Annotated in this window: 26 protein-coding genes; 10 read left to right on the forward strand and 16 right to left on the reverse strand. The window is 58.2% G+C overall.

Annotation, left to right across the window (positions count from 1 at the left end; genetic code table 11):
• Positions 1-5 precede the first annotated feature (5 nt).
• The 3 genes from BM069_RS16020 to BM069_RS16030 form a co-directional block, all read right to left on the reverse strand.
• Positions 6-1,004: a type I glyceraldehyde-3-phosphate dehydrogenase gene (locus tag BM069_RS16020; RefSeq protein ID WP_093325224.1), complete on the reverse strand. Its 999-nt coding sequence runs from the start codon at positions 1,002-1,004 to the stop codon at positions 6-8.
• A gap of 425 nt (positions 1,005-1,429) precedes the next feature.
• A complete protein-coding gene (locus BM069_RS16025) occupies positions 1,430-2,251 on the reverse strand; it encodes a bifunctional allantoicase/(S)-ureidoglycine aminohydrolase (protein WP_093325226.1) in 822 nt (273 codons plus the stop codon).
• 107 nt (positions 2,252-2,358) lie between these two features.
• Complete coding sequence (locus BM069_RS16030) at positions 2,359-3,042, reverse strand: SOS response-associated peptidase (RefSeq protein WP_093325227.1); 684 nt, start codon at positions 3,040-3,042, stop codon at positions 2,359-2,361.
• Positions 3,043-3,126: 84 nt separating this feature from the next.
• Between BM069_RS16030 and BM069_RS16035 the strand changes: the two genes are divergently transcribed.
• Positions 3,127-4,863, forward strand: a complete 1,737-nt coding sequence (locus BM069_RS16035; RefSeq protein ID WP_093325229.1) for a tetratricopeptide repeat-containing sulfotransferase family protein — start codon at positions 3,127-3,129, stop codon at positions 4,861-4,863.
• A 199-nt stretch (positions 4,864-5,062) separates the two neighbouring features.
• Here the strand turns inward: BM069_RS16035 and BM069_RS16040 are convergent, their stop codons facing one another.
• Entirely contained in the window at positions 5,063-6,622 is a 1,560-nt protein-coding gene (locus BM069_RS16040) for a bifunctional metallophosphatase/5'-nucleotidase (protein ID WP_093325230.1), read from the reverse strand.
• A 122-nt stretch (positions 6,623-6,744) separates the two neighbouring features.
• On the opposite strand from BM069_RS16040, the gene BM069_RS16045 reads away from it, so the two are divergent.
• The 4 genes from BM069_RS16045 (at position 6,745) to rimO (ending at position 10,049) form a co-directional block, all read left to right on the forward strand.
• A complete protein-coding gene (locus BM069_RS16045; RefSeq protein ID WP_093325232.1) occupies positions 6,745-7,086 on the forward strand; it encodes a DUF952 domain-containing protein in 342 nt (113 codons plus the stop codon).
• Positions 7,087-7,091: 5 nt separating this feature from the next.
• Entirely contained in the window at positions 7,092-8,150 is a 1,059-nt protein-coding gene (locus BM069_RS16050) for a quinone-dependent dihydroorotate dehydrogenase (protein ID WP_093325281.1), read from the forward strand.
• Positions 8,147-8,485, forward strand: a complete 339-nt coding sequence (gene arsC, locus BM069_RS16055; protein WP_093325234.1) for an arsenate reductase (glutaredoxin) — start codon at positions 8,147-8,149, stop codon at positions 8,483-8,485. The genes BM069_RS16050 and arsC overlap by 4 nt, the downstream gene beginning before the upstream one ends.
• A 169-nt stretch (positions 8,486-8,654) precedes the next feature.
• The gene (gene rimO, locus BM069_RS16060) at positions 8,655-10,049 is read left to right on the forward strand and encodes a 30S ribosomal protein S12 methylthiotransferase RimO (protein ID WP_093325282.1); all 1,395 of its coding nucleotides are present in this window, start codon (positions 8,655-8,657) and stop codon (positions 10,047-10,049) included.
• 78 nt (positions 10,050-10,127) lie between these two features.
• Here the strand turns inward: rimO and BM069_RS16065 are convergent, their stop codons facing one another.
• The 5 genes from BM069_RS16065 to BM069_RS16085 all read right to left on the reverse strand — a co-directional run bounded on the left by BM069_RS16065 (position 10,128) and on the right by BM069_RS16085 (position 12,074).
• Positions 10,128-10,400, reverse strand: a complete 273-nt coding sequence (locus tag BM069_RS16065; protein ID WP_093325235.1) for a DUF6455 family protein — start codon at positions 10,398-10,400, stop codon at positions 10,128-10,130.
• On the reverse strand, positions 10,397-10,639 hold the full coding sequence (locus tag BM069_RS16070; protein ID WP_244503644.1) for a DUF6455 family protein: 243 nt from the start codon (positions 10,637-10,639) through the stop codon (positions 10,397-10,399). Before BM069_RS16070 ends, BM069_RS16065 begins: the two co-directional genes overlap by 4 nt.
• A 29-nt stretch (positions 10,640-10,668) precedes the next feature.
• A complete protein-coding gene (locus tag BM069_RS16075) occupies positions 10,669-10,932 on the reverse strand; it encodes a DUF6455 family protein (protein ID WP_139216225.1) in 264 nt (87 codons plus the stop codon).
• A gap of 63 nt (positions 10,933-10,995) precedes the next feature.
• Positions 10,996-11,349, reverse strand: a complete 354-nt coding sequence (locus BM069_RS16080) for a YigZ family protein (protein WP_093325240.1) — start codon at positions 11,347-11,349, stop codon at positions 10,996-10,998.
• A gap of 2 nt (positions 11,350-11,351) precedes the next feature.
• Positions 11,352-12,074, reverse strand: coding sequence for a M48 family metallopeptidase (locus BM069_RS16085; RefSeq protein WP_244503645.1), 723 nt, complete (start codon positions 12,072-12,074; stop codon positions 11,352-11,354).
• 100 nt (positions 12,075-12,174) lie between these two features.
• Here BM069_RS16085 and BM069_RS16090 point away from each other — a divergent pair, with 100 nt between their 5' ends.
• Positions 12,175-12,414, forward strand: coding sequence for a hypothetical protein (locus BM069_RS16090; RefSeq protein WP_093325242.1), 240 nt, complete (start codon positions 12,175-12,177; stop codon positions 12,412-12,414).
• Here the strand turns inward: BM069_RS16090 and BM069_RS16095 are convergent.
• Positions 12,411-12,665, reverse strand: a complete 255-nt coding sequence (locus BM069_RS16095; RefSeq protein ID WP_093325285.1) for a DUF167 domain-containing protein — start codon at positions 12,663-12,665, stop codon at positions 12,411-12,413. The genes BM069_RS16090 and BM069_RS16095 overlap by 4 nt on opposite strands.
• A gap of 76 nt (positions 12,666-12,741) precedes the next feature.
• Between BM069_RS16095 and BM069_RS16100 the strand changes: the two genes are divergently transcribed.
• Genes BM069_RS16100 through BM069_RS16110 form a run of 3 tightly spaced genes read left to right on the forward strand, consistent with a single transcriptional unit; the run spans position 12,742 to position 15,202 of the window.
• Entirely contained in the window at positions 12,742-13,863 is a 1,122-nt protein-coding gene (locus tag BM069_RS16100; protein ID WP_093325243.1) for a class II histone deacetylase, read from the forward strand.
• 53 nt (positions 13,864-13,916) lie between these two features.
• Positions 13,917-14,489, forward strand: a complete 573-nt coding sequence (locus BM069_RS16105; protein ID WP_093325245.1) for a nitroreductase family protein — start codon at positions 13,917-13,919, stop codon at positions 14,487-14,489.
• Positions 14,489-15,202 (forward strand): EI24 domain-containing protein, encoded by a 714-nt coding sequence (locus tag BM069_RS16110; RefSeq protein ID WP_093325287.1) that lies wholly within the window; start codon positions 14,489-14,491, stop codon positions 15,200-15,202. Before BM069_RS16105 ends, BM069_RS16110 begins: the two co-directional genes overlap by 1 nt.
• Here the strand turns inward: BM069_RS16110 and BM069_RS16115 are convergent.
• Both BM069_RS16115 and mce read right to left on the reverse strand, forming a co-directional pair.
• A complete protein-coding gene (locus BM069_RS16115; RefSeq protein WP_093325246.1) occupies positions 15,147-15,452 on the reverse strand; it encodes a DUF1467 family protein in 306 nt (101 codons plus the stop codon). The two genes, BM069_RS16110 and BM069_RS16115, sit on opposite strands and share 56 nt — an antisense overlap.
• A gap of 55 nt (positions 15,453-15,507) precedes the next feature.
• Complete coding sequence (gene mce / locus BM069_RS16120) at positions 15,508-15,912, reverse strand: methylmalonyl-CoA epimerase (RefSeq protein ID WP_093325248.1); 405 nt, start codon at positions 15,910-15,912, stop codon at positions 15,508-15,510.
• Positions 15,913-16,075: 163 nt separating this feature from the next.
• Here mce and BM069_RS16125 point away from each other — a divergent pair, with 163 nt between their 5' ends.
• Positions 16,076-16,795: a response regulator gene (locus BM069_RS16125; RefSeq protein WP_093325250.1), complete on the forward strand. Its 720-nt coding sequence runs from the start codon at positions 16,076-16,078 to the stop codon at positions 16,793-16,795.
• Here BM069_RS16125 and BM069_RS16130 read toward each other — a convergent pair.
• The 4 genes from BM069_RS16130 to aspS form a co-directional block, all read right to left on the reverse strand.
• On the reverse strand, positions 16,792-17,517 hold the full coding sequence (locus BM069_RS16130; RefSeq protein ID WP_093325251.1) for a GNAT family N-acetyltransferase: 726 nt from the start codon (positions 17,515-17,517) through the stop codon (positions 16,792-16,794). The genes BM069_RS16125 and BM069_RS16130 overlap by 4 nt on opposite strands.
• Before the next feature lie 74 nt (positions 17,518-17,591).
• Entirely contained in the window at positions 17,592-18,821 is a 1,230-nt protein-coding gene (locus tag BM069_RS16135) for a DUF1501 domain-containing protein (RefSeq protein ID WP_093325253.1), read from the reverse strand.
• 7 nt (positions 18,822-18,828) lie between these two features.
• Positions 18,829-20,223: a DUF1800 domain-containing protein gene (locus BM069_RS16140; protein ID WP_093325254.1), complete on the reverse strand. Its 1,395-nt coding sequence runs from the start codon at positions 20,221-20,223 to the stop codon at positions 18,829-18,831.
• A 151-nt stretch (positions 20,224-20,374) separates the two neighbouring features.
• Positions 20,375-22,231 (reverse strand): aspartate--tRNA ligase, encoded by a 1,857-nt coding sequence (gene aspS / locus BM069_RS16145; RefSeq protein WP_093325256.1) that lies wholly within the window; start codon positions 22,229-22,231, stop codon positions 20,375-20,377.
• Positions 22,232-22,316 lie beyond the last annotated feature (85 nt).

The raw sequence follows: 22,316 nt of genomic DNA on the forward strand, positions 1-22,316 counted from the left end.
CGGCGTCACCGCCGTCCCATTCTCTCGGCCATATCCAACATCCTGTTGGAAAAGCCCCATTCGTTGTCATACCACCCGAAAACCCGCAGCAAACCGCCAACGGACACCGAGGTCTCCGGCCCGCTCAAAACCAGCGATTCCGGTCTGGCCCGCAGGTCGGTGCTCACCAATGGCTTTTCAGTCCAGCCAATCAGATGCTCCGCCTCCGACTGCGCTTTCAAAACTGCGTTAACCGCTTCTACGGTAACGGATTTCTCTGTTTGTATGGTCAAGTCAATTGCCGACACAGAAGCCGTCGGCACACGGATCGCCCGCGCCTCCACCCGCCCTTTCAGATGTGGCAAGACCTTATCAATCAGACGCTGAGCCGACGTAGTTGTCGGCACCATCGACAACGCAGCGGCGCGGCTACGCGCCAGATCGTCTCGCGGCTTGTCAACTGTTGGCTGGCTTCCGGTATAGCAATGCACCGTGGTCATATGCCCGCTGATCAGTCCGAACTCTCCGTCCAGCACCCGCAACAAGGGCGCCAGAGCGTTTGTCGTGCAGGATGCGTTTGAGACAATTTTCTGATCGCGCAGATCACGCTCATTCGCCCCCATCACTACGGTGATGTCGGCCTCGTCTGACGGGCCGGAAATCAAAACGGCCCCTGCTCCCGCGGCCAACCCGCGTTCTGCCACAGCCCGCGCGCCAGCCATACCAGTGCATTCCAGCACAACATCTACGTCGCTCAGATCCATCGCGCTCAGATCGCGTTCGGCATGAAGCGGAATTGGCAGTCCATCCACGACCAGCACCCCGTCTTGGGTCGCGACCTCGCCACGATAAGCTCCGAAAACGCTGTCATATTCAAAAAGATAGGCGCAGGTCTCAAGCGACTCGATGTCGTTGATCCCGACAATCTCAAACTGAGGATGCGCGCCCTGCGCCAGAATGCGCAACACCGTCCGGCCAATCCGGCCAAACCCGTTGACGAAAATCCTGATCTTTGGCGCGCTCATCGCTGAAGTTCCTTCCTGAAAGGCCAATTGATAGCCTTTGCGGGCAAAAGACCACCCTTAAAGGGCGGCGAAATCGCCGCAGATTGACCCGTTAGCGCAATCATTCCGCAACGTTGGCACATCAATAAACCTTGCGCCGCGTCGAAACCGACCCAAGGCAAGCCACCGTGCCATTTCGCACGCCGACATACCAATCGTTCAGGTTGCAAGTCGGGTCACAGGGGCCTGACACCAGCCGCAACAGCTGGTTGATTTCCCCCGCCACCATTCGGATGTCTCAACGTCCTGAACCCGACCATTGAGACATCCACAAAGGTTAAAGCGCAGCACTTCAGGTCATTGTAACCCCTGCCTTGGCCTCAAGCGCGAAGGATCACGTTGACAGCAGATCCGGCACGATGCCCGCAGCTTGCGCTGTGTCGGCCTTAACGCAGCTTCATGTGGCGGTTCACGTCCTTATAAAGCAGATAGCGGAACTTCGCCGGACCACCCGCATAGCAGGCCTGCGGGCAGAAGGCGCGCAACCACATATAGTCACCTGCCTCGACTTCGACCCAATCCTGATTGAGGCGATAGACCGCTTTGCCCTCAAGCACATAAAGGCCATGTTCCATGACGTGCGTTTCCAAAAACGGGATCACGCCGCCTGGCTCGAATGTCACGATATTGACGTGCATGTCGTGACGCATGTCGTTTGGGTCCACAAACCGTGTCGTCGCCCAGCGACCATCGGTATCCGGCATGGCAGTCGGTGCGACATCATGGTCTGACGTAACAAACGCCTCAGGCGCATCAATGCCGTCAACCGCCTCATAGGTCTTGCGGATCCAATGGAACGTGGCAGGCGCATCGCTCTCGTTGCTCACCCGCCAGTCCTGGCCGGCTGGCAAATAGGCATAGCCGCCCGCACTCAACTCATGACGCTCGTCACCGATATGCAGCACCGCCGCACCTTCTACGACAAACAAGACCCCCTGCGCTTGGGAATCAAGCTCGGGCTTATCACTGCCACCACCAGAGGCGACTTCGACGATGTAATGCGAAAATGTTTCGGAAAACCCGCTCATCGGCCGCGCAATGACCCAAACACGGGTGTCGGTCCAAAATGGCAGGTTGGACGTGACAATGTCCGTCATCGTGCCTTTGGGAATCACCGCAAAACTCTCGGTGAACATGGCCCGATCGGTCAAAAGTTGTGTTTGCGGGGGCAAGCCACCTTCGGGCGCATAGTAGGTCGAACGGGACATCGGGGCACTCCTTGAAAAACGTGCCTTATCATCGACGCAAACCCATCAGATGCCAGCCCAAATCCCCCTGAAGGATTGTTGCGCATTTCTTGAAAATCAAGTCACGGTTATTTGGGCATTCCTTCAGATCCCCCATCAAGCGGCACGATAAGCTCCGGCCCTGACGCCCGATTGGAATTCACTGCACGATCCACTTGATGAAACGACAACAGGTTTTCCTTGGCAGGCTCCATCAAGGTCGCCGCGCCATGACCCTTTTCGCCAAGCCACAACCCCCAATCTGCCTCATCAATCACCACGGGCATTCGGTGATGAACCTTGGAGATTGTCTCATTTGCGCCCGTTGTGACAATCGCACAGGTCGCCTGTCGCTCATCCTCCGGCCCCCACTCCTGCCAAACGCCCGCCAATGCCAGCGTTTGCTCACCATGAATATACCACGGCCAGCGTGTGCCCTCCGCATCCTTGGTCCATTCGAAAAACCCAGTCACAGGGATCAAACACCGCCGCTCACGACATGCACTGCGAAACGCCGGCTTCTCCGCGATGGTTTCTGCCCGCGCATTGATCAACAAAGGCCCGTCTGAAGGCGATTTGTACCACTTGGGCAAAAACCCCCACCGCATTGACACCAACCGCCGATCTGCCTCGGCCGCCCCCAACACCACATGGATCTGCGTTGTCGGACAAACGTTATAGTTTGGCACCACAGGCAGATTGTTGGCAGGCGCCGCAGCAAATAGCTGCGCCATAGCGTCAGGGGGAAGGGTAATTGCAAAACGTCCGCACATGGACTCAGTCTACGATGCCGAGAAGGGTTTGCAATGACCTGGTCGGTGGCCTAACTCTGCGGCAAGCCGTCTGCGAGGGAAACAGTGCCAGCGAATCTTTCAGCCATTGTTCAAAAGATAAATGCTAAGCAATTTGGCTCAGCAGTAAAACTGGCGCTTCGAGAGCAAAAGAAAGCTCCGAAGGATCCGGAAATTGCCCGCCTCGCCGGTATTGCTCTGGCGGGCTTTGGCAAACACGTCGAAGCCGCGCGTCAATTGACAAAAGCAATCAACTTAGGCGCCAAAGACACCGCTACACGTCAGAATCTGGTCAAATCCCTTTTGGCCTCTCAATCCACTCAGAAGGCCTGCGAAATCGCACAGAAGTGGACCGCCACAAACTCTAGTGATCCCGACCTCTGGTTTCTTCAGGCCACGTGCCATCTACAAGCGGACCAAATTACAGAGGCCGTCTTTGCCTCGGGAGAAGCTTTGAAGTTGCGCCCTCAAATGGCCAAAGCCAGAATGTTGCGAGGATTTGCCCTGTCTGAACTCGGTTCAGCCGAAGCCGCATTGGAAGATTTTCTGGCCGTGCGTCAAAGCGATCCGAAAAATCCAGAGATAGCGCTGAATATCTCCGCGTTGCAGGAAAGACTTCATCGTCAAAACGACGCCACGGCTACGCTTGAAAAAGCGATCAAGGACCAACCAAACAATGCCGAGCTACGTTTTGCGCTGGGGATGTTGCATACAGAATCCGGTGATTTTCCCCATGCGAAAGAACAGTTCAACACTGCGCTCCGTCTCTATCCTGGATATTTTGAGGCATTTCACCAACTGGTAGAGATCCGGGAAAAAGGTGACGAACCTCGTCTTATTGCTCATGCCACATCTCAACTCGAAGACGTCTCGATTACCGAAGACGCCCGGACAACGCTGGAAATAGGCAAAGCTGTATTGGCTCTTTCTCTTGGAGACAAGAAAACGGCGGGCCATTTCTTTCAGTGCTCCAATGCACGACGGGCAAAAACACATCCCTACAACCCCAAAGTGGCCGAGGCCAAATACGACAACACGATTGCGATGTACCCAGACGCCAAGCATCTCGGTATCTACGGAGACATAGCAAGACCAAAACCGATATTTGTGGTCGGGTTGCCGAGATCTGGCACCACTTTGACCGAATTGGTCCTGACGGCCCATAGCGCCGTTTTTGGCCTTGGAGAATTTGACGCCGTCGAACAGGACGCCGAAGACATGCTCGCAGGTAATTTGCGCGACCCGTTTGAAGCGTCCGAGCGCTACCGCTCATTGATGCCGGAAATGCCAGAAGCAATTGAGCTTGTGGTCGACAAGACGCCTCACAACTTCCAACACATCGGTGTTTTGAAACGGTGTTTCCCCGAAGCCCGTTTCATTCACCTGACCAGAGACCCGCGCGATATTGCCTACTCCATGTGGCAGCGCCACTTCCTGGGCACCTCAACCTTTTACACATCGCGACTGGATTGGATTGCGCACGCAGTTAATCTGCATCAGCGATACATGGCTCATTGGAAGCAGGTATACGCCCAAGACATCATGACCCTGCCCTACGAAGAATTGGTGCAGGACGTCGAAACCGCCAGCAAACGAATGGCCGCCTTTTGTGACCTACATTGGCAAGCGGCCATGGCCCACCCGGAACAAAACCGCGCGCGCGTCAGCACCGCATCTGTGGCGCAAGTGCGCCAAGGCGTCCATCAAAAAGCGACAGGCAAATGGCGCGAGCTACCCGAAGTGATCGACACGTTCGTCGCTCACCTCGATCCCGCGCTCTGGCCTGAGATAGACCTCAGCTAGAGTTCTTGGCGCAGCCTGTACCTATTCGCCTCGGGCCGCCTCAGTCCAAATCTTTTCCGAGCTTTCCCCGCATTTTTAGAGGGACCTGCTTAGGAGGCGATTTCCGGCCAGAAAGACCAGTCCGACAAAATTGCATCGCGCCAATTGAAAACCCCCGCCAGTTTCCCGGCGGGGGGTCATTCACGTTACGCCATCCATCTTACTTCTTGGTGATGCGCCCATCGAGATAGGGTTTCATCGGGCCGTTGGCCGCCATGAACTCTGCGGTCACATCCGCAAGGTCGGGACCGAAGTCATAGGCGTTTTGCGCGTCGCGGAACATTTTGTAGCCGTCACCGCCGTTGCGCACATAGTTGTTGGACACAACACCATAGACCTTGTCCATGTCGATCGCCGCGCCGCCGACCATCACGTCGCTGATCCGGCTGCCGGCGGGTTGGGCGACGTCAAAGGCATAGCTCATGCCAGCCACCTGCGGGAAACGGCCTGCGCCATCTTCGTATTGGCTCACCCCGTTTTCCAGCGCCGCGACAATGGTCGCTCCGGACACCTGAAACGTCGACAAGGTGTTCTGGAACGGCAACACCGTCAGAACTTCGCCCATTGTCACCTCGCCCGCATCAATCGACGCGCGAATGCCGCCGCCGTTTTGGATTGCAATTTCAATGCCTTGATCCTTCACACGATCCAGCATCGCGTCGGCAATGATGTTGCCCATCGTGCATTCCGCCGCACGGCAAGACCCACGCTCTCCGTCAATCGCTTCGGCGGTTTCGGCCACAACCTTGTTGCGAATCTCATCAAGCGGAGCCGCCGCTTCTGCGATGCGCGCCACGGTGGCTTCATCTTCTGCCACCGACGCGTCCATGATGATCGGCTCGCCTTTGGCTTCCAGAATGTTGCCCGCATCATCAAACGTGACGTTCAACTCGCCCAAGAATTTGCCATAGGCATAGGCCGAGACAATCGCGGTCTCACCCACCATGGTCGGATAAGGCCCTTCGGCGCGATCAGAGGTGTTGGACAGGAAGGTGTTGGAGTGCCCACCCACGATCACATCCACGCCGGTTGTGTTTGCTGCCACGCGCTGATCCACACCATAACCCGAGTGCGACAGAACAATGATCTTGTTCACGCCCATCTCCGTCAGCTTGTCGACCTCGCCCTGTACCGCGCCCACCGGATCAGTGAAAACGATGTTCGGGCCGGGGCTCGCAAGTTCATCGGTGTCCTGCGGCGTCAAACCGATCAGACCCAGCTTCTCGCCACCGCGCTCAATCACCGTCGATTTCGCCAGCGTATCCGCAAGTGTGGCCTCTCCGCTGACGTCCGCATTGGACATCAAAACCGGGAAGTCGACCGAATCCATAAAGCCGCGCAAAACCTCGGGGCCGTCGTCAAACTCGTGGTTGCCCACGGTCATCGCGTCGTAGCCCATTTTGTTCATCATTTCGGCGGCCAGCTTACCTTTGTAATAGGTGTAAAACAGCGTGCCCTGAAACTGGTCGCCACCATCCACAAGAATGGCGTTGTTGGACCGCGAGCGGGCATCAGCCAAGGCGCTGACAAGACGCGCTGACCCGCCAAAACACTTGCCTTCCGCGTTGCTGTCCGCCGAACAACCGGAGTCATATTTCGAAATCGGCTCAAACCGCGCGTGAAAATCGTTTGTGTGCAGAATAGTCAGCGAGTAATCCGCCGCGGCCATGCCCGTGGTCAATGCCAACGCAGCCACGCCGGTCAAAAGTTTCGAAGTCATTGGGAATCCCTCTCTGTTTTTATCTTTCAGTCAATATCGTGCCGCCTAACCCCCCAAGATGTCAAAGGCATAACACCGCCGATGCAACTTGACGTAGAGGATTGGCGGAGTATTTGAGCACTATGCTGATCTTCAAAATCTTTCGTGCCGACGAATGGGCGGCCCTGCGCGCGGATGGCCAAACGGCCGGAGCGCCAGTCGATGTAGCTGACGGCTACGTTCACTTCTCAACTTCCGAACAGGTCACTGAAACCGCTGACAAGCACTTTGCCGGCGCAGAAGACCTTTTCCTGCTCTGCATCGAAGCCGCCCCGCTGGGCGACGAGCTGAAATGGGAAAAATCCCGCGGTGGTGCGGAGTTTCCGCACTTGTATCGTGAGCTGCGACTGTCGGATGTGGCTTGGGCCCAGCCCCTGCCTCTGGTAGACGGCAGCCACAAGTTTCCCGCTGGAGTGATCACATGACATTGATGCGCACGATGGAGCAGTTAGGCATGCGTGCCCTGCGCAGTGTTGACCCTGAGGTTTCCCACGGTCTGGCAATCAAAGCGCTGCAATTTGGTTTGGCCCATGCACCGGGCCAGATCACCTCGCCCCGCTTGCGCACCAACCTGGCCGGCCTCGACCTGCCAAACCCGATTGGCATCGCGGCCGGTTTTGACAAGAACGCGACCGCCCTGAAGGGTCTTGCAGTCTCCGGCTTCGGTTTTGTCGAGGTCGGCGCGGCCACCCCGCGCCCGCAGCCGGGCAATCCCAAGCCACGCCTTTTCCGCCTGATGGAAGACGAGGCAGCCATCAACCGTTTCGGCTTCAACAATGACGGAATGGAAGCCATTGCCGACCGCCTCGCCAAACGCCCGGATCAAGGCGTGTTCGGCCTCAACCTCGGGGCCAACAAAGACAGTGACGACCGTGCCGCCGACTTCGCCAAAGTTCTTGCCCATTGCGGCGCACATCTGGACTTTGCCACGGTGAATGTCTCCAGCCCCAACACCGAAAAACTGCGTGACCTGCAAGGCAAAGCGGCGCTTTCGGCGCTGCTTGCCGGTGTGATGCAAACCCGCGACGAACTGCGCCGGAAAATTCCTGTGTTTCTCAAAATCGCGCCCGATCTGACAGATCATGAACTGGCCGAGATCGCTGAAGTCGCGATCGAAAGCGGTTTGGACGGCATTATCGCCACCAACACCACACTCTCGCGCGACGGCCTTGTGGATGCGCAAAAATCCCAAGCCGGCGGTCTCTCAGGCAAGCCCCTCTTTGAAAAATCCACCCGTGTTCTGGCCCGCCTAAGCCAGTTAACCGAAGGCAACCTGCCGCTGATCGGGGTTGGTGGTGTAGGCTCCGCGGAAGACGCCTACGCAAAAATCTGCGCCGGCGCGTCTGCGGTGCAAGTCTATACCGCTCTGGTATTTGCAGGATTCTCGCTTGGCGAAGACATCGTGCGCGGCCTCGACGACCTCTTGGAAAAAGACGGTTTTGCCAATATTTCAGACGCTGTCGGCACAAAACGAGAGGACTGGCTTTGATCATCATCTGGCACAGCCCGCGCTGCTCCAAATCGCGTCAGACTCTTGCGCTGATTGAGGACAAGGGCGAGATCACCATCCGCCGGTATCTCGATGATGCACCAACTGTGGCTGAGATCGAAGCTGTGCAAGCCAAGCTGGGTGTCAAAGCCATCGAGATGATGCGCCCCAAGGAGGCCCGCTTTAAGGAACTGGGCCTCTCAAAGACCGACAGCGACGCCACCTTGCGCACTGCCATGGCCGAAAACCCGATCCTGATCGAGCGCCCCATCGTCATCACCGACACGACCGCCGCCATCGGTCGCCCGCCAGCGGCAGTGCTCGACATCCTTTAAACCCGCCCTCCTGCCTCCGCATGTCAGGCTTGGCTCAGACCTGACGGTCTGAGCCTCCCCGCGTCTTCCGGTTGCCTGAAATACCTCGGGGGTGAATTGGCAACGCCAAGAGGGGGCTGGCCCCCTTTCCCCCTTTGCCAAACGCGGCGTGCTCGCCTATACGGCGCCCATGTCCAATTCGTCCAGCAACCCGCCCGACCTTCGCCCAGACCTCGCCCGTGCAACCGTTTCCGGCGACGCCCGCCCTGGCCAGCCGACCATCGGCATGGTGTCTCTGGGTTGCCCCAAAGCGCTCGTGGACAGCGAACGCATCCTCACACGCCTGCGCGCCGAAGGTTACGGCATCTCGCCCGATTATTCCGGTGCGGATGCGGTGATTGTGAACACCTGCGGATTTCTGGATTCAGCCAAAGCCGAAAGCCTTGAGGCCATCGGTGAGGCCATTCAGGAAAACGGCAAGGTCATCGTGACCGGCTGTTTGGGCGCGGAGCCCGAATACATCACCGGCACCCACCCCAAGGTGCTCGCTGTGACCGGCCCGCACCAATACGAGCAGGTGCTCGATGCGGTCCACGGAGCCGTGCCGCCCAGCCCTGATCCCTTCATTGATCTGTTGCCCGCCAAAAGCGTCAGCCTCACACCGCGCCACTACAGCTATCTCAAGATTTCCGAGGGCTGTAACCACAAATGCAAATTTTGCATCATTCCCGACATGCGCGGGAAACTGGCCTCCCGTCCGGTACACGCCATCCTGCGGGAGGCGGAAAAACTGGTGGAAAACGGCGTTAAAGAACTGTTGGTGATCTCACAAGACACTTCCGCCTACGGCCTTGATCGCAAATATTCGACGCATCCGTGGAAAGAGCGCGAGGTGCGAAGCCACATCACAGATCTGGCCCGAGAGCTGGGCCAGTTTGATGCTTGGGTGCGCCTGCACTACGTCTATCCCTACCCGCATGTGCGCGATCTCATCCCGCTGATGGCAGATGGCCTGATCCTGCCCTATCTCGATATCCCGTTCCAACACAGCCACCCCGACACCCTCAAACGCATGGCGCGCCCAGCGCATACGTCCAAAACACTGACCGAGATCGCCGCATGGCGCGAAATGTGTCCTGACATCACTCTGCGCTCCACTTTCATCGTCGGCTACCCCGGCGAAACGGAACAAGAATTCCAGCACCTTCTCGACTGGATGGACGAGGCCCAACTCGACCGAGTGGGGTGCTTTCAGTACGAAAACGTTGACGGCGCGCGCTCAAATGACCTGCCGGATCACGTTCCCGCCGAGGTCAAGCAAGAGCGGTGGGATCGTTTCATGGAAAAGGCGCAGGCAATTTCCGAAGCCAAGCTTGCAGCCAAAGTCGGTCAGACCATGGATGTCATTGTCGATGACATCGACGAAGACGGCATCGCCACCTGCCGCACCAAAGCCGACGCGCCCGAAATCGATGGCAATCTGTTCATTGATGAAGACACAGGCGGCCTACAGGTCGGCGATATTGTCACGGTCGAAGTGGATGAAGCCGGTGAATATGATCTTTGGGGACGACGTCTGGCCTGAACCGGACGGCTCAGATTGTTGACCTCAAAAATTGCCTGTTTGTTTTGTTCCGAGTGTCCGCCGGAAACGGCGGTTCACTCAAACGACATCAACCAGCTGGCGCAATACCTTGGAGTGACAGCAAAAGTCCGGCGCATCCGCGCCCCGCGGGTGCCGCGCACCAAGCCAGGATTGGCAATCCTGAACATAGGGGCATTGCCGACACTTCGTCACCATCTGCGCATAATCGCCAGCGCTCATCGCACCACAAGCCATGGCTTCGGAAAATGACACACCGACGGCTCTGGCCATCGAACGGGTCAACCAAAAATGGGTTGCGGGATCACCGAGGTGGGAAATTTGTGCGGTCATGTTTCGCCACTTTTCAATGCGGCCAGCGCATTCAGTTGGTCGCGGTTCACACAATCGACCGGAACGTCCACCGGCCCTTCCTTGCCGCCCTGCGCCAGAAAGCGCACACAGCCTTGTTCCCAAGTACAGGCCCGACAGCGTGTAACCATCTCTGCCCAGTCTTCTTGACTGAGCGCGCCCACATCCGCCGCCGCAACAACATCCGCGCCCGCCGCCTTGGCCATTTTATGGACTTTCATGAAATGATCAGACGTCGTGCCCAACGGTTTCATGTCACCAGTCCACCCAAACGCGCAAAAAGCTTCTTGTTGCGGCAAAACGCGGGCAGGCTGCCGGACTTCTTTGATTTCTTTGCCAGCCAGACTTCACAAGCCTCCGGATTAGAGCAAAGGGTGCATCTGGCTACGGCCTCGGAAATTTCGTCAACCCGCAACACACCTCGGATGGCTGCGTCCTGAAGGTCCATGCCAAAGCGCAATGCAGCGTCATCCACCAGCGCCACGTGGCGCCTGACTGTATCTGATTGGGGCATCGCGCCCTCCTCTACTGACAGAGAGGACGTAACACAGGTCGGCTCACCCCCCCTTGATGTGAGTCAATTGAGCTCCGCTATATAGGCATCGACGCAGTCCTGCACCCGTCGAAACCGGTCTCCGCCAAGCTTTGTGCCGCCATACCATCGCGTCACCACGATCACATGGTTGGTCAGACCCTGACGCTCCAACATCCGCAAAATAATAAGCCCCGCGCCACTTTCCCCGTCGTCCCCCTTCAGCGGCGTGCCGCAATCCAGAAGAACCGCCCAGGTGTTGTGGGTCGCCTTTGCGAACTTTTTGTTTTTCTTTAGCCTTTTCAGAAAATCATCGACATCTGAGCGACCCGACACCGGCCCGCCGGACACCGCATACTTGGACCCGCGATCACTGACCACATTGAGTATCTGCAGCATCGTCAAAGCTTAGCCGCCGTTTCTCTCACAATTTGGATGCGCTGAGCATTGGGCGGGTGCGTTCCGAGAAACTGATTGCCCGGGTCCGGCGTCCGCGAGAAAAACGCAGCCCCCCGCACCGGATCATAGCCGGATTTATGCGTGATCACCGTCCCAAGCGAGTCCGCCTGCAACTCGTAGTTTTTAGAATAAACCCGAGAGCCAACTTGGGCGCCGGTGTTCACCGCAAGGTCCACAACGCTTCCGTCAGCGCCTGCAGCGGCGGCTGCGACACCGAGCAGGATCGCGCCCAGTGCAGCGTTGTTCTGACTCTGCGCAATGTGGCCCGCAATGTGATGCGCGGCCTCATGCCCCATCACAAAAGCCAACTCATCCTGATTGCGTGTCTGTGCAATCAATGCGGAGGTGAACACAATCAACGGCCGCCCGTTCTTGTCCAGCGTCTGATAGGCATTTGCCGGCAAGTTCGGCCGCTCATCCACAGAAATCTTAAAATCGCAGTTGTAGCCTTGGGGCGTACGTTCGCGGCATTCGCGTTCTGCCACGCTCTCCATGCGCGCACTGATCGGCGCAAGCTTGGCCTTTGCTTGTGATAGGCTGATTGCCGGCGCCGCTGTTTTGGTGGGCGTTTGCGGCTGCGGATCAGAAGTTGTGCTGACGCATCCGGCTAGGGTCAATGCCCCGAGCATCCCCGCCTTTTTCCACCAAATCCGCGCAATCGTCATATCAAGCCTCCCACAAGGTGACCCTGAACTTATGTCGCCACCGCATAGGGTTCCAGTGGGAAAACCTTGCCATTTGCCCCACCCTTGATACGCTCACACTATGTTCAGCATCGAGCACGAATTTGATTCAACCGTTGTCACCCTCGTGGACGAGGGCACAGCGCCACTGGGCGAAGATGTGGTCATCAACATGTTTGAGGACTGCGTCACGATCGAACAATACGACGCCCGAACCGACACAATGCAAAAGATCACTCTGTCCCCTAACCAGGTGCAGGATCTTTCGGCGGCTCTGGATCTGCCGGAAGGCGTCTACATGCTAAAGCGCGACGACAGCTAGCCTCCAAGAACGCGGAATACCTTGTCGCGGGCGGTGTCGCCGCGGATCAACCGCAGCCGCGATTTCGCGATCCCCAGCGTGTTGGCCAAAAGCTTTTGCACCGCCGCATTGGCCTTGCCGCCTTCGGGCACCACCGTCACGTAAACGCGGATTTGGCCGTCTTTCATCACCACAGCGTTGCGCGAGGCTTTGGGTGTCACCCTCACCGAGATCTCCGCGCCCTCTTTGACCAGAAATGACAGATCTTCCATCATAGCGCCCCTGACAATTTACAAAGCCCACACAACGGGCAAAGGTGTGGCCAACGTATCTGAGAACGAGGCTGACATGACCACCGGATTTTTCTTTGACGAGCGCTGTTTCTGGCACGGAGGCGGCAACTACGCGCTGACATTACCGGTTGGCGATCTGGTGCAACCCCTTGCGGCCGGCGGGCTTCCGGAAAGCCCCGAAACCAAACGTCGTCTAAAAAACCTCATGGATGTCACAGGCTTGACTGGCGAACTTGAGGTCCGCTCTGCTCAACCAGCAACGCGTGAAGCGCTCGAACGGATTCACCCCGCAAGCCTGCTGGATCAGTTCAAAGAAATGTCGGATGCCGGCGGCGGCGAAATCGGTTTGCGCACTCCATTCGGAAAAGGCGGTTACGAAATTGCCGCACTGTCTGCGGGCATTGCCACCGACGCCATTCGCGCGGTCGCTTCTGGTGATCTACAGAACGCCTATGCCTTGTCGCGTCCGCCCGGTCATCATTGCCTGCCGGATTGGCCCAACGGGTTTTGCCTTCTCGCCAACATCGCCATTGCGATCGAAACCGTCAAATCCGAAGGGCGGGCAAATCGTGTCGCAGTGCTGGATTGGGACGTGCACCACGGCAACGGCACCGAAGCGATCTACTATGACCGTGATGATGTGCTGACAATTTCTCTGCATCAGGAAAAGAACTATCCGCTGGACACCGGCGACACCTCAGACCGCGGCAAGGGTGACGGATTGGGCCACAACATCAACGTGCCCCTGCCCCCTGGCGCGGGTCACACGACCTATCTTCATGCGATGGAGAAAATCGTGCTTCCCGCATTGGCCGACTTCAAGCCGGACATGATCATTGTCGCCTGCGGCTTTGATGCAGCCGCCTTTGACCCGCTGTCGCGAATGATGGCGACCGCGGACACCTTCCGGCAGATGACCAAACAGGTTATGGGCGCAGCACAGACCCTGTGCGATGGCAAACTTGTGCTTGTGCATGAAGGCGGCTATTCCGAGGCCTACGTGCCCTTCTGTGGGCATGCTGTGATCGAAGAGCTTTCAGGGTCGGCCATCACCGCTGAGGATCCCATGGCGCTCTCGCTTGCAACACGCCAGCCCAACGCCCGCGTCCAAGCCTTTTTCGCCGAACTCGTCGACGAAATGGCTGATTTCTTTGCCAAACCGCCGCAAGGCGGTTGAAAATTAGCGGGAGAGGTCTGACCTATTCCGCACCGATCTTGAGGGAGATACCGATGCCGACTCCAAATCCGGCTGCTCTGGAATTTTTGCAAACACGCCGTTCGCGCCCTGCCAAAACGCTGGTGGCGCCTGCCCCGACACAGGCCGAACTTGCGCCTTTGCTACAAGCTGCGTTGCGCGCGCCGGATCACGGAAAACTCGAACCGTGGCGGTTGATTGTGCTGACCCGCGAAAGCCTCGACGCGCTGGCCGCCCTGGCAAAATCGCGCGGCGAAACGCTGGGGATTGCAGAAGACAAAATTGCCAAAGCCCACGCCCAGTTTGCCAACGCCGACCTTGCCGTCGCCGTCATTGAAACGCCGGTGATCTCGGGAAAAGTGCCAGAGATTGAACAAACCTATTCGGCTGGCGCTGTCTGCCTGCAATTGCTGAACGCCGCATTGGCGGCAGGCTGGGGCGCAAACTGGCTCTCTGGTTGGGCCAGTCACGACCGCGCATTCGTCGAAAAGGGGCTCGATTTGACGCCGCGCGAGAAAGTCGCCGGCTTCATCCACATTGGCACCGAAAAGATGGCGCCGCCAGAGCGTCCGCGCCCTGATATAGAGGCCAAAGTGTCATGGCGGTGATGGACGTGATCGGGTCGTTTTTTGCGGCCATCGGACAAATCGGCGACCGCCGTTTCCGGCGTGTTCTTTTTCGCGGCATCGGTCTGACTTTTGTATTGCTGATCGCGGCTTACGCCGGCTTCCTTATGCTTTTGAACGGCCTTGGCGCTGCGCAATGGGTACAGGAATTGCTTGGTAACATCAGCTGGGTCGGAGATCTGTTCACATGGACCTCGTTCTTTTTGATGGTGGTCCTGTCGGTCTTTCTGATGGTGCCCGTGGCCTCTGCCATCACATCCATGTTCCTCGACGAAGTGGCCAGCGCGGTAGAAGACCGCCACTATCCGCACGTGCCCAAGGTCTCGCCGCTGCCATTCTCTGAAGGCCTGAAGGACACTGTGAATTTTCTGGGCGTCTTGATTTTTGCCAATATCGTCGGGCTGATCGTCTATGTCCTGTTCCCGCCAATGGCACTTTTTATCTTCTGGGGTATGAACGGGTTCCTGCTCGGACGTGAATACTTTACCCTTGCCGCCATGCGTCACTTAGGCCGCGACGGCGCAAAGCGACTGCGCAAAAAACACGGCGGCACAATCTGGCTGGCGGGCACGCTTATGGCCATGCCGCTTTCGATCCCGTTGATCAATCTTGTGATCCCCATCCTAGGGGCGGCGACATTCACCCATCTGTTTCACCGGCTGGAACCTCAACAGTTTCCGGCGACATCCGATTGAACCAATCCAGATCGCGTACTGAAATAACACCGGATGTGATGATGAGAACAAGAATGGCGGTCAAAACGGCAGCCGCCACCGAAGTAATTTTGGCTTTGGTCTTCAGAAAATGATGCTCCGGCGCGCCAGCTTGCGTGCCGGGGACAACCTCACCCACATCACCTTGCGTTTGCAGACGGATCGGGATCACGATCAGAAAGATCATGAACCAGCACACCGCATAAAGCACCAATGCAGACGTAATTCCCATCTCTATCCCCTTATGGTCGCCCCGCATGACACCGCGAGGCGATATGGTTTGGCTCTTATACCTGTTCCAGCTCGACCAGACAGCCGTTGAAGTCTTTCGGATGCAAGAACAGCACTGGCTTACCATGCGCGCCGATCTTTGGCTCTCCAGAACCCAGCACCCGCGCGCCGGTTTCTTTCAGGTGATCACGCGCCGCGATGATGTCATCCACTTCATAACACACATGGTGGATGCCGCCTGACGGGTTCTTTTCCAGAAAACCATTGATCGGGCTGTCCTCACCCAGCGGATAGAGCAACTCGATCTTGGTGTTGGGCAACTCGATGAAAACAACCGTCACACCATGATCCGGTTCATCCTGCGGTGCCCCGACCTTTGCGCCCAGCGCGTTGCGGTATTGATCGCTCGCCGCTTCAAGGTCCGGCACAGCAATGGCAACATGGTTCAAACGTCCAATCATATCTCTCTCCCAAAGAGTCAGTCCTCGCTTCGCGGTTCTTATGCGGCGCGGCGAACATTCGCGCAAGCGGCACACCGTCGCGCCGAAGTTAACGTTCCGTTAGGTCTCGGCGAATAAAGTGAGTCGCAATTGATTTGATCTGTCAGAATGTCAGGAACCCGATATGAACGACCCGCTTGCGTTGTCGCCATTGTTTACCCCAACCGCCCAACGACCTTTGTTGGGCATGGCCGTGCTGGTTGTCGAAGACAGCCGGTTCGCTTCTGATGCGCTGCGCATGATGTGCGTGCGCTCAGGCGCCCGTATTCGCCGCGCCGACAGCCTCGCCGCCGCTCACCGCCACCTGAAAACCTATAGGCCCTCGGTGGCGATCGTCGATCTTGGGCTACCGGACGGATCCGGAACCGACCTGATCGAAGAACTGGCTCGCACTTCGCCTCGTATTGAGGTGTTGCTCGCCACCTCAGGTGATGACTTCTCCGAGGAAATCGCGATGGCCGCTGGCGCCGATGGTTTTTTGGCCAAACCGTTGCCCGGATTGGCCCAGTTTCAGGCCGAAATCATTTCGCGCCTGCCCAAAGATCGACAGCCCAAAGGCCCCCGCCCGCTCCCGGACGATGTCATCGACGTGGACCCCGTTGCTCTGCGCGACGATTTACTCCATGCCTCTGACACTCTGTCCACGCATCCCGACGATGTCGCTGTGCTGGACTATGTCGCCCAATTTCTCTCCAGCGTCGCCCACAGCGCGCGCGATCAGACCTTGCTCGGAGCCGTCAAATCGGTTTCTCGTGCCCGTCATTCCGGCCCCAAGCTGAAACACGATGTGGCGCAGCTCACCTCTCTACTCAATGCGCGTCTGGAAGCAACGACTGTAATTTAGAGCGTCGGGTCATCCGCTGCCCGCACCAGACGGGTCAAGTCGCTCAGCTTTTCACGCTGCTTACCTGATCGGTCGAAATTGCGGGGCGAAAGCCACAATTCAAACGCCTCTTTCAACGCAGGCCATTCTTGATCAATCGCGGCAAACCATGCGGTGTCCCGATTGCGCCCTTTGTACACAAGCGCTTGCCGAAAGACGCCCTCATAGCTCAGCCCCAACCGCTGCGCCGCGCGACGCGATGGCGTATTGAGCGCATCGCATTTCCACTCATAGCGTCGATACCCGGCCTCAAAGGCCCACTGCATCATCAAAAACATGGTTTCTGTCGCAACAGGCGTGCCCTGCATGCGAGGTGCAAAGTTGATGTTTCCGACCTCGATGCTGCCGGCCTCAGGCTTGATACGAAGGTATGACGCGACACCGGTGTAAACACCGGCAGCCTTGTCAAAAATCGCATAGAAAACCGGATCGCTGCCGGCCTCAGTCTCGTGCACCCAACGATGATAGGCCGCCGCCGAATGAAATGGACCGTAAGGCAAATAGTCCCAAACCGCATCATCATCCTGATAGGCGCGAAAAAGCAGCGCCGCGTGGCGTTGCGCGCTCAGCGGTTCCAGCCGTGCAAATGCGCCTTCAATGATCTCTTGGCCCGGCGCGCGCGGCGGCGTCCAGTCTGGTACCGCAAATCCCACAGGCCGTGTCTCATTGTTGCGATCTCTCATGCCGCCAGCTCCCGTACTTAATGCATCAGTGGCACAAAGCCCTGCCCCTGCCAAGACAAACACCGACGCCAGCCTTAGGCATGCAGCCTAGGATCACGGCCCATGTCCAGGCCTGGAAAGATCAGTGTTTCCAAAAGACTGCGCTCAAGGCCAAAGCCTGATCTCAACGCCCAGGCTGCCCAACGCCGCACATCGTCAGTGGGCATCACGTCCCGCCGTTTATAAAGCGCTGCCTCATCCAGCCCGGGCCACTCTCCCATGACCGAAGCGCCGCGCAGGGCTCCACCCGCCAGCACCATTGACCCGCCGGTGCCGTGGTCTGTTCCACCGGTGCCATTTTCGGCCGCTGTGCGTCCAAACTCCGTCATCGCCATGACAGTTGTGCGCTGCCATGCGGGTCCGCCCATCTGATCGCGCAGGGTCAGGATCGTGTCCACCAACTGCGTCAGCGGCCGCTTCAACGTCGCAGCCTGCCGAAAATGGGTGTCCCATCCTCCCAAAGAAAAACACGCGATCCGCGCATCCTCGCGCAGGCGTGCGGCGGCAAACTCCGCAACGCGCACATGCGCCCGCCGCGCGCCCTTGCCAGAGGTATCCATCATTGAATCCATCGCATCCTCCAGCGCGCCCTCATCCAGATCCGCGCTCATCTGGCTTTGGCTCGCCAATCCGAGCGCCGAGGCCATCGCCTGCGCCATCGCCGGATCGTGTTGCATCGTGCGCTGCATCAATGCCACCCCCGCTTGTGACAGAACAAAATCCACATCCGGCGACCAACTGGTGATCTCCGCCGCCCCGCGGCTTAAAAGCATGGGATCAGCCCCAATGGCATAGGCCGTGTGCATGTCCGCGCCCGCCATCGCCCCAACGGCCCTGTTCAACCAACCATCACGCACCCCGCCGTCAATCGACGCAATTCCCGCCTCAAGCAGGTCTTGCCCGTCAAAATGACTGCGCTTGTCGCGATATGGCGTGGACACAGCGTTCACAAATGCCAACTCGCCGGCCTGCCACAGCGGCAGAAGTCGGGCACATTGCGGATGCATCGCGAAACCGGCCTCAAGGGGCACTTCCCCATCGTCCGGCATCGCCAGTCGCGGGCGCAACACCGGCAGCAATGCATCCTGACGGGGCCGCAACAAATCCAACCCGTCAAGCCCGCCGCGCAGAACAATCACCACCAACCGGTGCTCGGTCGGAGCCGCGGCAAAACTCACCGGCGTGATCAAAGGAGAGGCTGCCAGCGAACATCCCACCACCGCGCCCTGCGCCAGAAATCCGCGTCTTGTCAGATCCTTTGCCATCTCGCCCTCACATCCTTTGAAACGCCGGCGACATCAGCACCAAAGCAATCCCTTCGCGCCGATTCTCCGCCGCCCGCGCCGCAAAAAGCACTTCCGCAGGGGCATCATCGCCAAGCGCATCGCCCACAAATTGACGCGGGTCCGGCAACGGCTCCGCAAGCACTGACGGCGCCGCAAGGCTCCACTGCAGGCGCGCCGCCAATCCCTGAGGGCTCAGCCAATGTGCGTCATTTTCTTCAAAACCGTCCGGCCCCAGCGGTACGCCAATGGGTTGCCCCATGGCCCGCAAGGGCCCGTTCACCATGCGCTGCATCCGCACGTTTCTGATCTCGCGGATGCGCTTTTGCGGCACCGCTAACCCGCGCATCGCCGAACACAGAAACACAACCGGCTGCTTAAAGTTTCGACGCTCTGCCTCCCAAGCCGCCGGATGGTGCAACATCGCCTCCGTCATGGCCAAAAGGTCGCCTTTGCTCTCTAAATAGGCCGCGCGCATCGCCGCTTCCAAGTCGGGATGCCCGGCATCCGCCACAAAGTGACGCGCCATTTTGCGGGCCAGATGTGTGGCGGTGTCAGGGTGGCGCGCCAAATCCCTCAACACCGCTCTGATGTCGTCAAATTGCGCCACCCCTGCTCCGCCATAAAGCTCGCCAAGCACGGTTTCCGCGCCCGGTTCCGCTCTGCGGGCATCAAACAGCGTGCGTTTGTCAAAATCCGTGCGCAAACCGGTCAACAACTCCGCAAGTTGGCGTACGTCACGTTGCTCATAGGCACCGCCCACGCCCAAGGTGTGCAGCTCAAGAATTTCACGCGCGAGGTTTTCGTTCAGCCCGCGCGCGTGGTCAGGGTTGCGCGTGGCAAATTCGCTGTTGGGTCCAACCGACGCCGCCTGATCCAGAAAATGCGACATCTGCGGGTGCAGAACCGCCGCCTCCAACATATCTTCAAACCGCGCAGCCACAAAAGGCCGGATCGCCTCATCTACATAATGCAGAGCGGTCGCGCGAAAGACATAGTTTTTGCCAGGCGCAGAAAAATGATCCGCCCAAAAATCCACCAACCGCTCGCGCAGTCCGTCCACGCTCCAAACCCGTCGCAACAACGTCTGTGCCATCCACCCGCGGTAGCGGTCCCGCTGTTCTCTTTGGAAAGCCTTGAACGCCGCCACCTCCGCCCCGTCATCCTCACCTCGTTTCAAAGCCTGCCCGCGTGCCTTGCGAAGGCCGCGAAACGCTTCGGTCAAAGCGTGCACCTCTTTGGACGGTGGCAAAGCAAATTGCCGCGCCGCCACATCCGCCCCCCGCAGGTCAGCGACCATCGCATCGATGCTCTCCGGCAATGCCAGCGCGGGGGACCGGCCATAACCGAAACGGTGGGCAGCTAGAGTAGGAGAAAAGGACATGACACACTCGCAAAGGACTTGGTCCTAAGTTTACGCAATGTGGGCTCAATTCAAAGAGCGATTGCCGCAACATGCCGATTTCGTGACGCCCCGAACGCAAAAGGCCGCCCAGCTTTCGCGGGCGGCCTCTGGAAATCTATGTTCGTGGACCTTAGTCCTGCTCGATTACCCGCAGGCTCAACTCCATCAGCTGATCTGTTGCCGGCTCAGACGGCGCGTTCATCATCAGGTCTTCGGCACGCTGGTTCATCGGGAACAGCATCACTTCTCGGATGTTCTGCTGATCGGCCAGGAGCATCACGATGCGGTCCACACCAGCAGCACAGCCGCCGTGCGGCGGGGCACCATAGGAGAACGCTTTGTAAAGCGCGCCAAAGCGGGATTTCACTTCGGTCTCATCATAGCCGGCGATTTCAAACGCCTTCAGCATGATCTCCGGCTTGTGGTTCCGGATCGCGCCCGAGACCAGCTCATAGCCGTTACACGCGAGGTCGTACTGATACCCTTTTACCGCCAGCGGATCACCGTTCAGCGCGTCCAGACCGCCCTGCGGCATCGAGAACGGGTTGTGCTCAAAATCGACCTTGCCGGTCTCTTCATCCGCCTCATAGATCGGGAAGTCCACGATCCATGCGAACGCAAAACGGTTCTTGTCGGTCAGGCCCAGCTCTTCGCCAATCACGTTGCGCGCACGCCCTGCAACCGGTTCAAACGCCTTCGGCTTACCACCAAGGAAGAAGGCCGCATCGCCCACGCCCAGACCCAGCTGCTGACGGATCGCTTCCGTGCGCTCAGGACCGATGTTCTTGGCTAGCGGACCCGCCGCCTCTTCGCCCAGAACGATTTCGCCAGCTTTGATCTTGGCGTTCACTTCCTTCACGGAAATGCCCTGCTCTTGCGCGATGGTATCTGCAGACTGCTTACGCCAGAAGATATAGCCCATGCCCGGCAGACCTTCCTGCTGAGCGAATTTGTTCATGCGGTCACAGAACTTGCGCGAGCCACCGGTCGGTGCGGGGATCGCACGTACTTCGGTGCCTTCCTGCTCCAGCAGTTTGGCAAAGATCGCAAAGCCGGAACCCGCGAAATGCTCGGAAACAACCTGCATCTCGATCGGGTTGCGCAGGTCGGGCTTATCAGAACCATACTTCAGCGCCGCTTCGGCATAAGGGATTTGCGGCCACTCATTGGGCGCATCCACCTTGCGGCCACCACCGAACTCTTCAAACACACCCGCCAGAACCGGCGCGATGGTGTCGAAAACGTCCTGCTGCTCAACAAAGGACATTTCCATGTCGAGCTGGTAGAAATCGGTCGGGCTGCGATCTGCACGCGGGTCTTCATCACGGAAGCACGGCGCGATCTGGAAATACTTGTCAAAACCCGCAACCATCATCAGCTGCTTGAACTGCTGCGGTGCCTGCGGCAGCGCATAAAACTTTCCCGGATGCAGACGCGACGGCACAAGGAAGTCGCGCGCGCCTTCGGGCGAGGACGCGGTGATGATCGGCGTCTGATACTCGCGGAAGCCCTTGTCCCACATGCGCTTGCGCATCGAGGTCACAACATCGGAGCGCATGGTCATGTTCTGCTGCATCTGCTCACGACGCAGATCGAGGAAGCGATACTTCAGGCGGGTTTCCTCAGGGTATTCCTGATCACCAAACACCAGAAGCGGCAGTTCGTCCGCCGCGCCCAGAACTTCCAGATCACGCACAAAAACTTCGACTTCGCCGGTCGGGATTTTGTCGTTCACCAACTCGGGATCACGCGCCTTCACGTTGCCATCGATACGGATGCACCACTCGGAACGCACCTTTTCCATCTCGGCGAACACAGGGCTGTCGGGATCGCACAGAACCTGCGTGATACCATAGTGATCGCGCAGGTCGACAAACAGGATGCCGCCGTGGTCACGGATGCGGTGCACCCAGCCAGACAGACGGACGGTTTCGCCCACGTTGGATTTGTTCAGTTCGGCGCAGGAATGGCTGCGAAAGGCGTGCATGTGCGGGCCCTCTTTCAGGGTAAATGTCTACAGTCGGGCCGATACACCTGTTTGAGCGGCCAAAGTCAAGAGAACTGCCCGCAAA

Source organism: Shimia haliotis, assembly GCF_900114415.1.
Classification (GTDB): Bacteria; Pseudomonadota; Alphaproteobacteria; order Rhodobacterales; family Rhodobacteraceae; genus Shimia; species Shimia haliotis.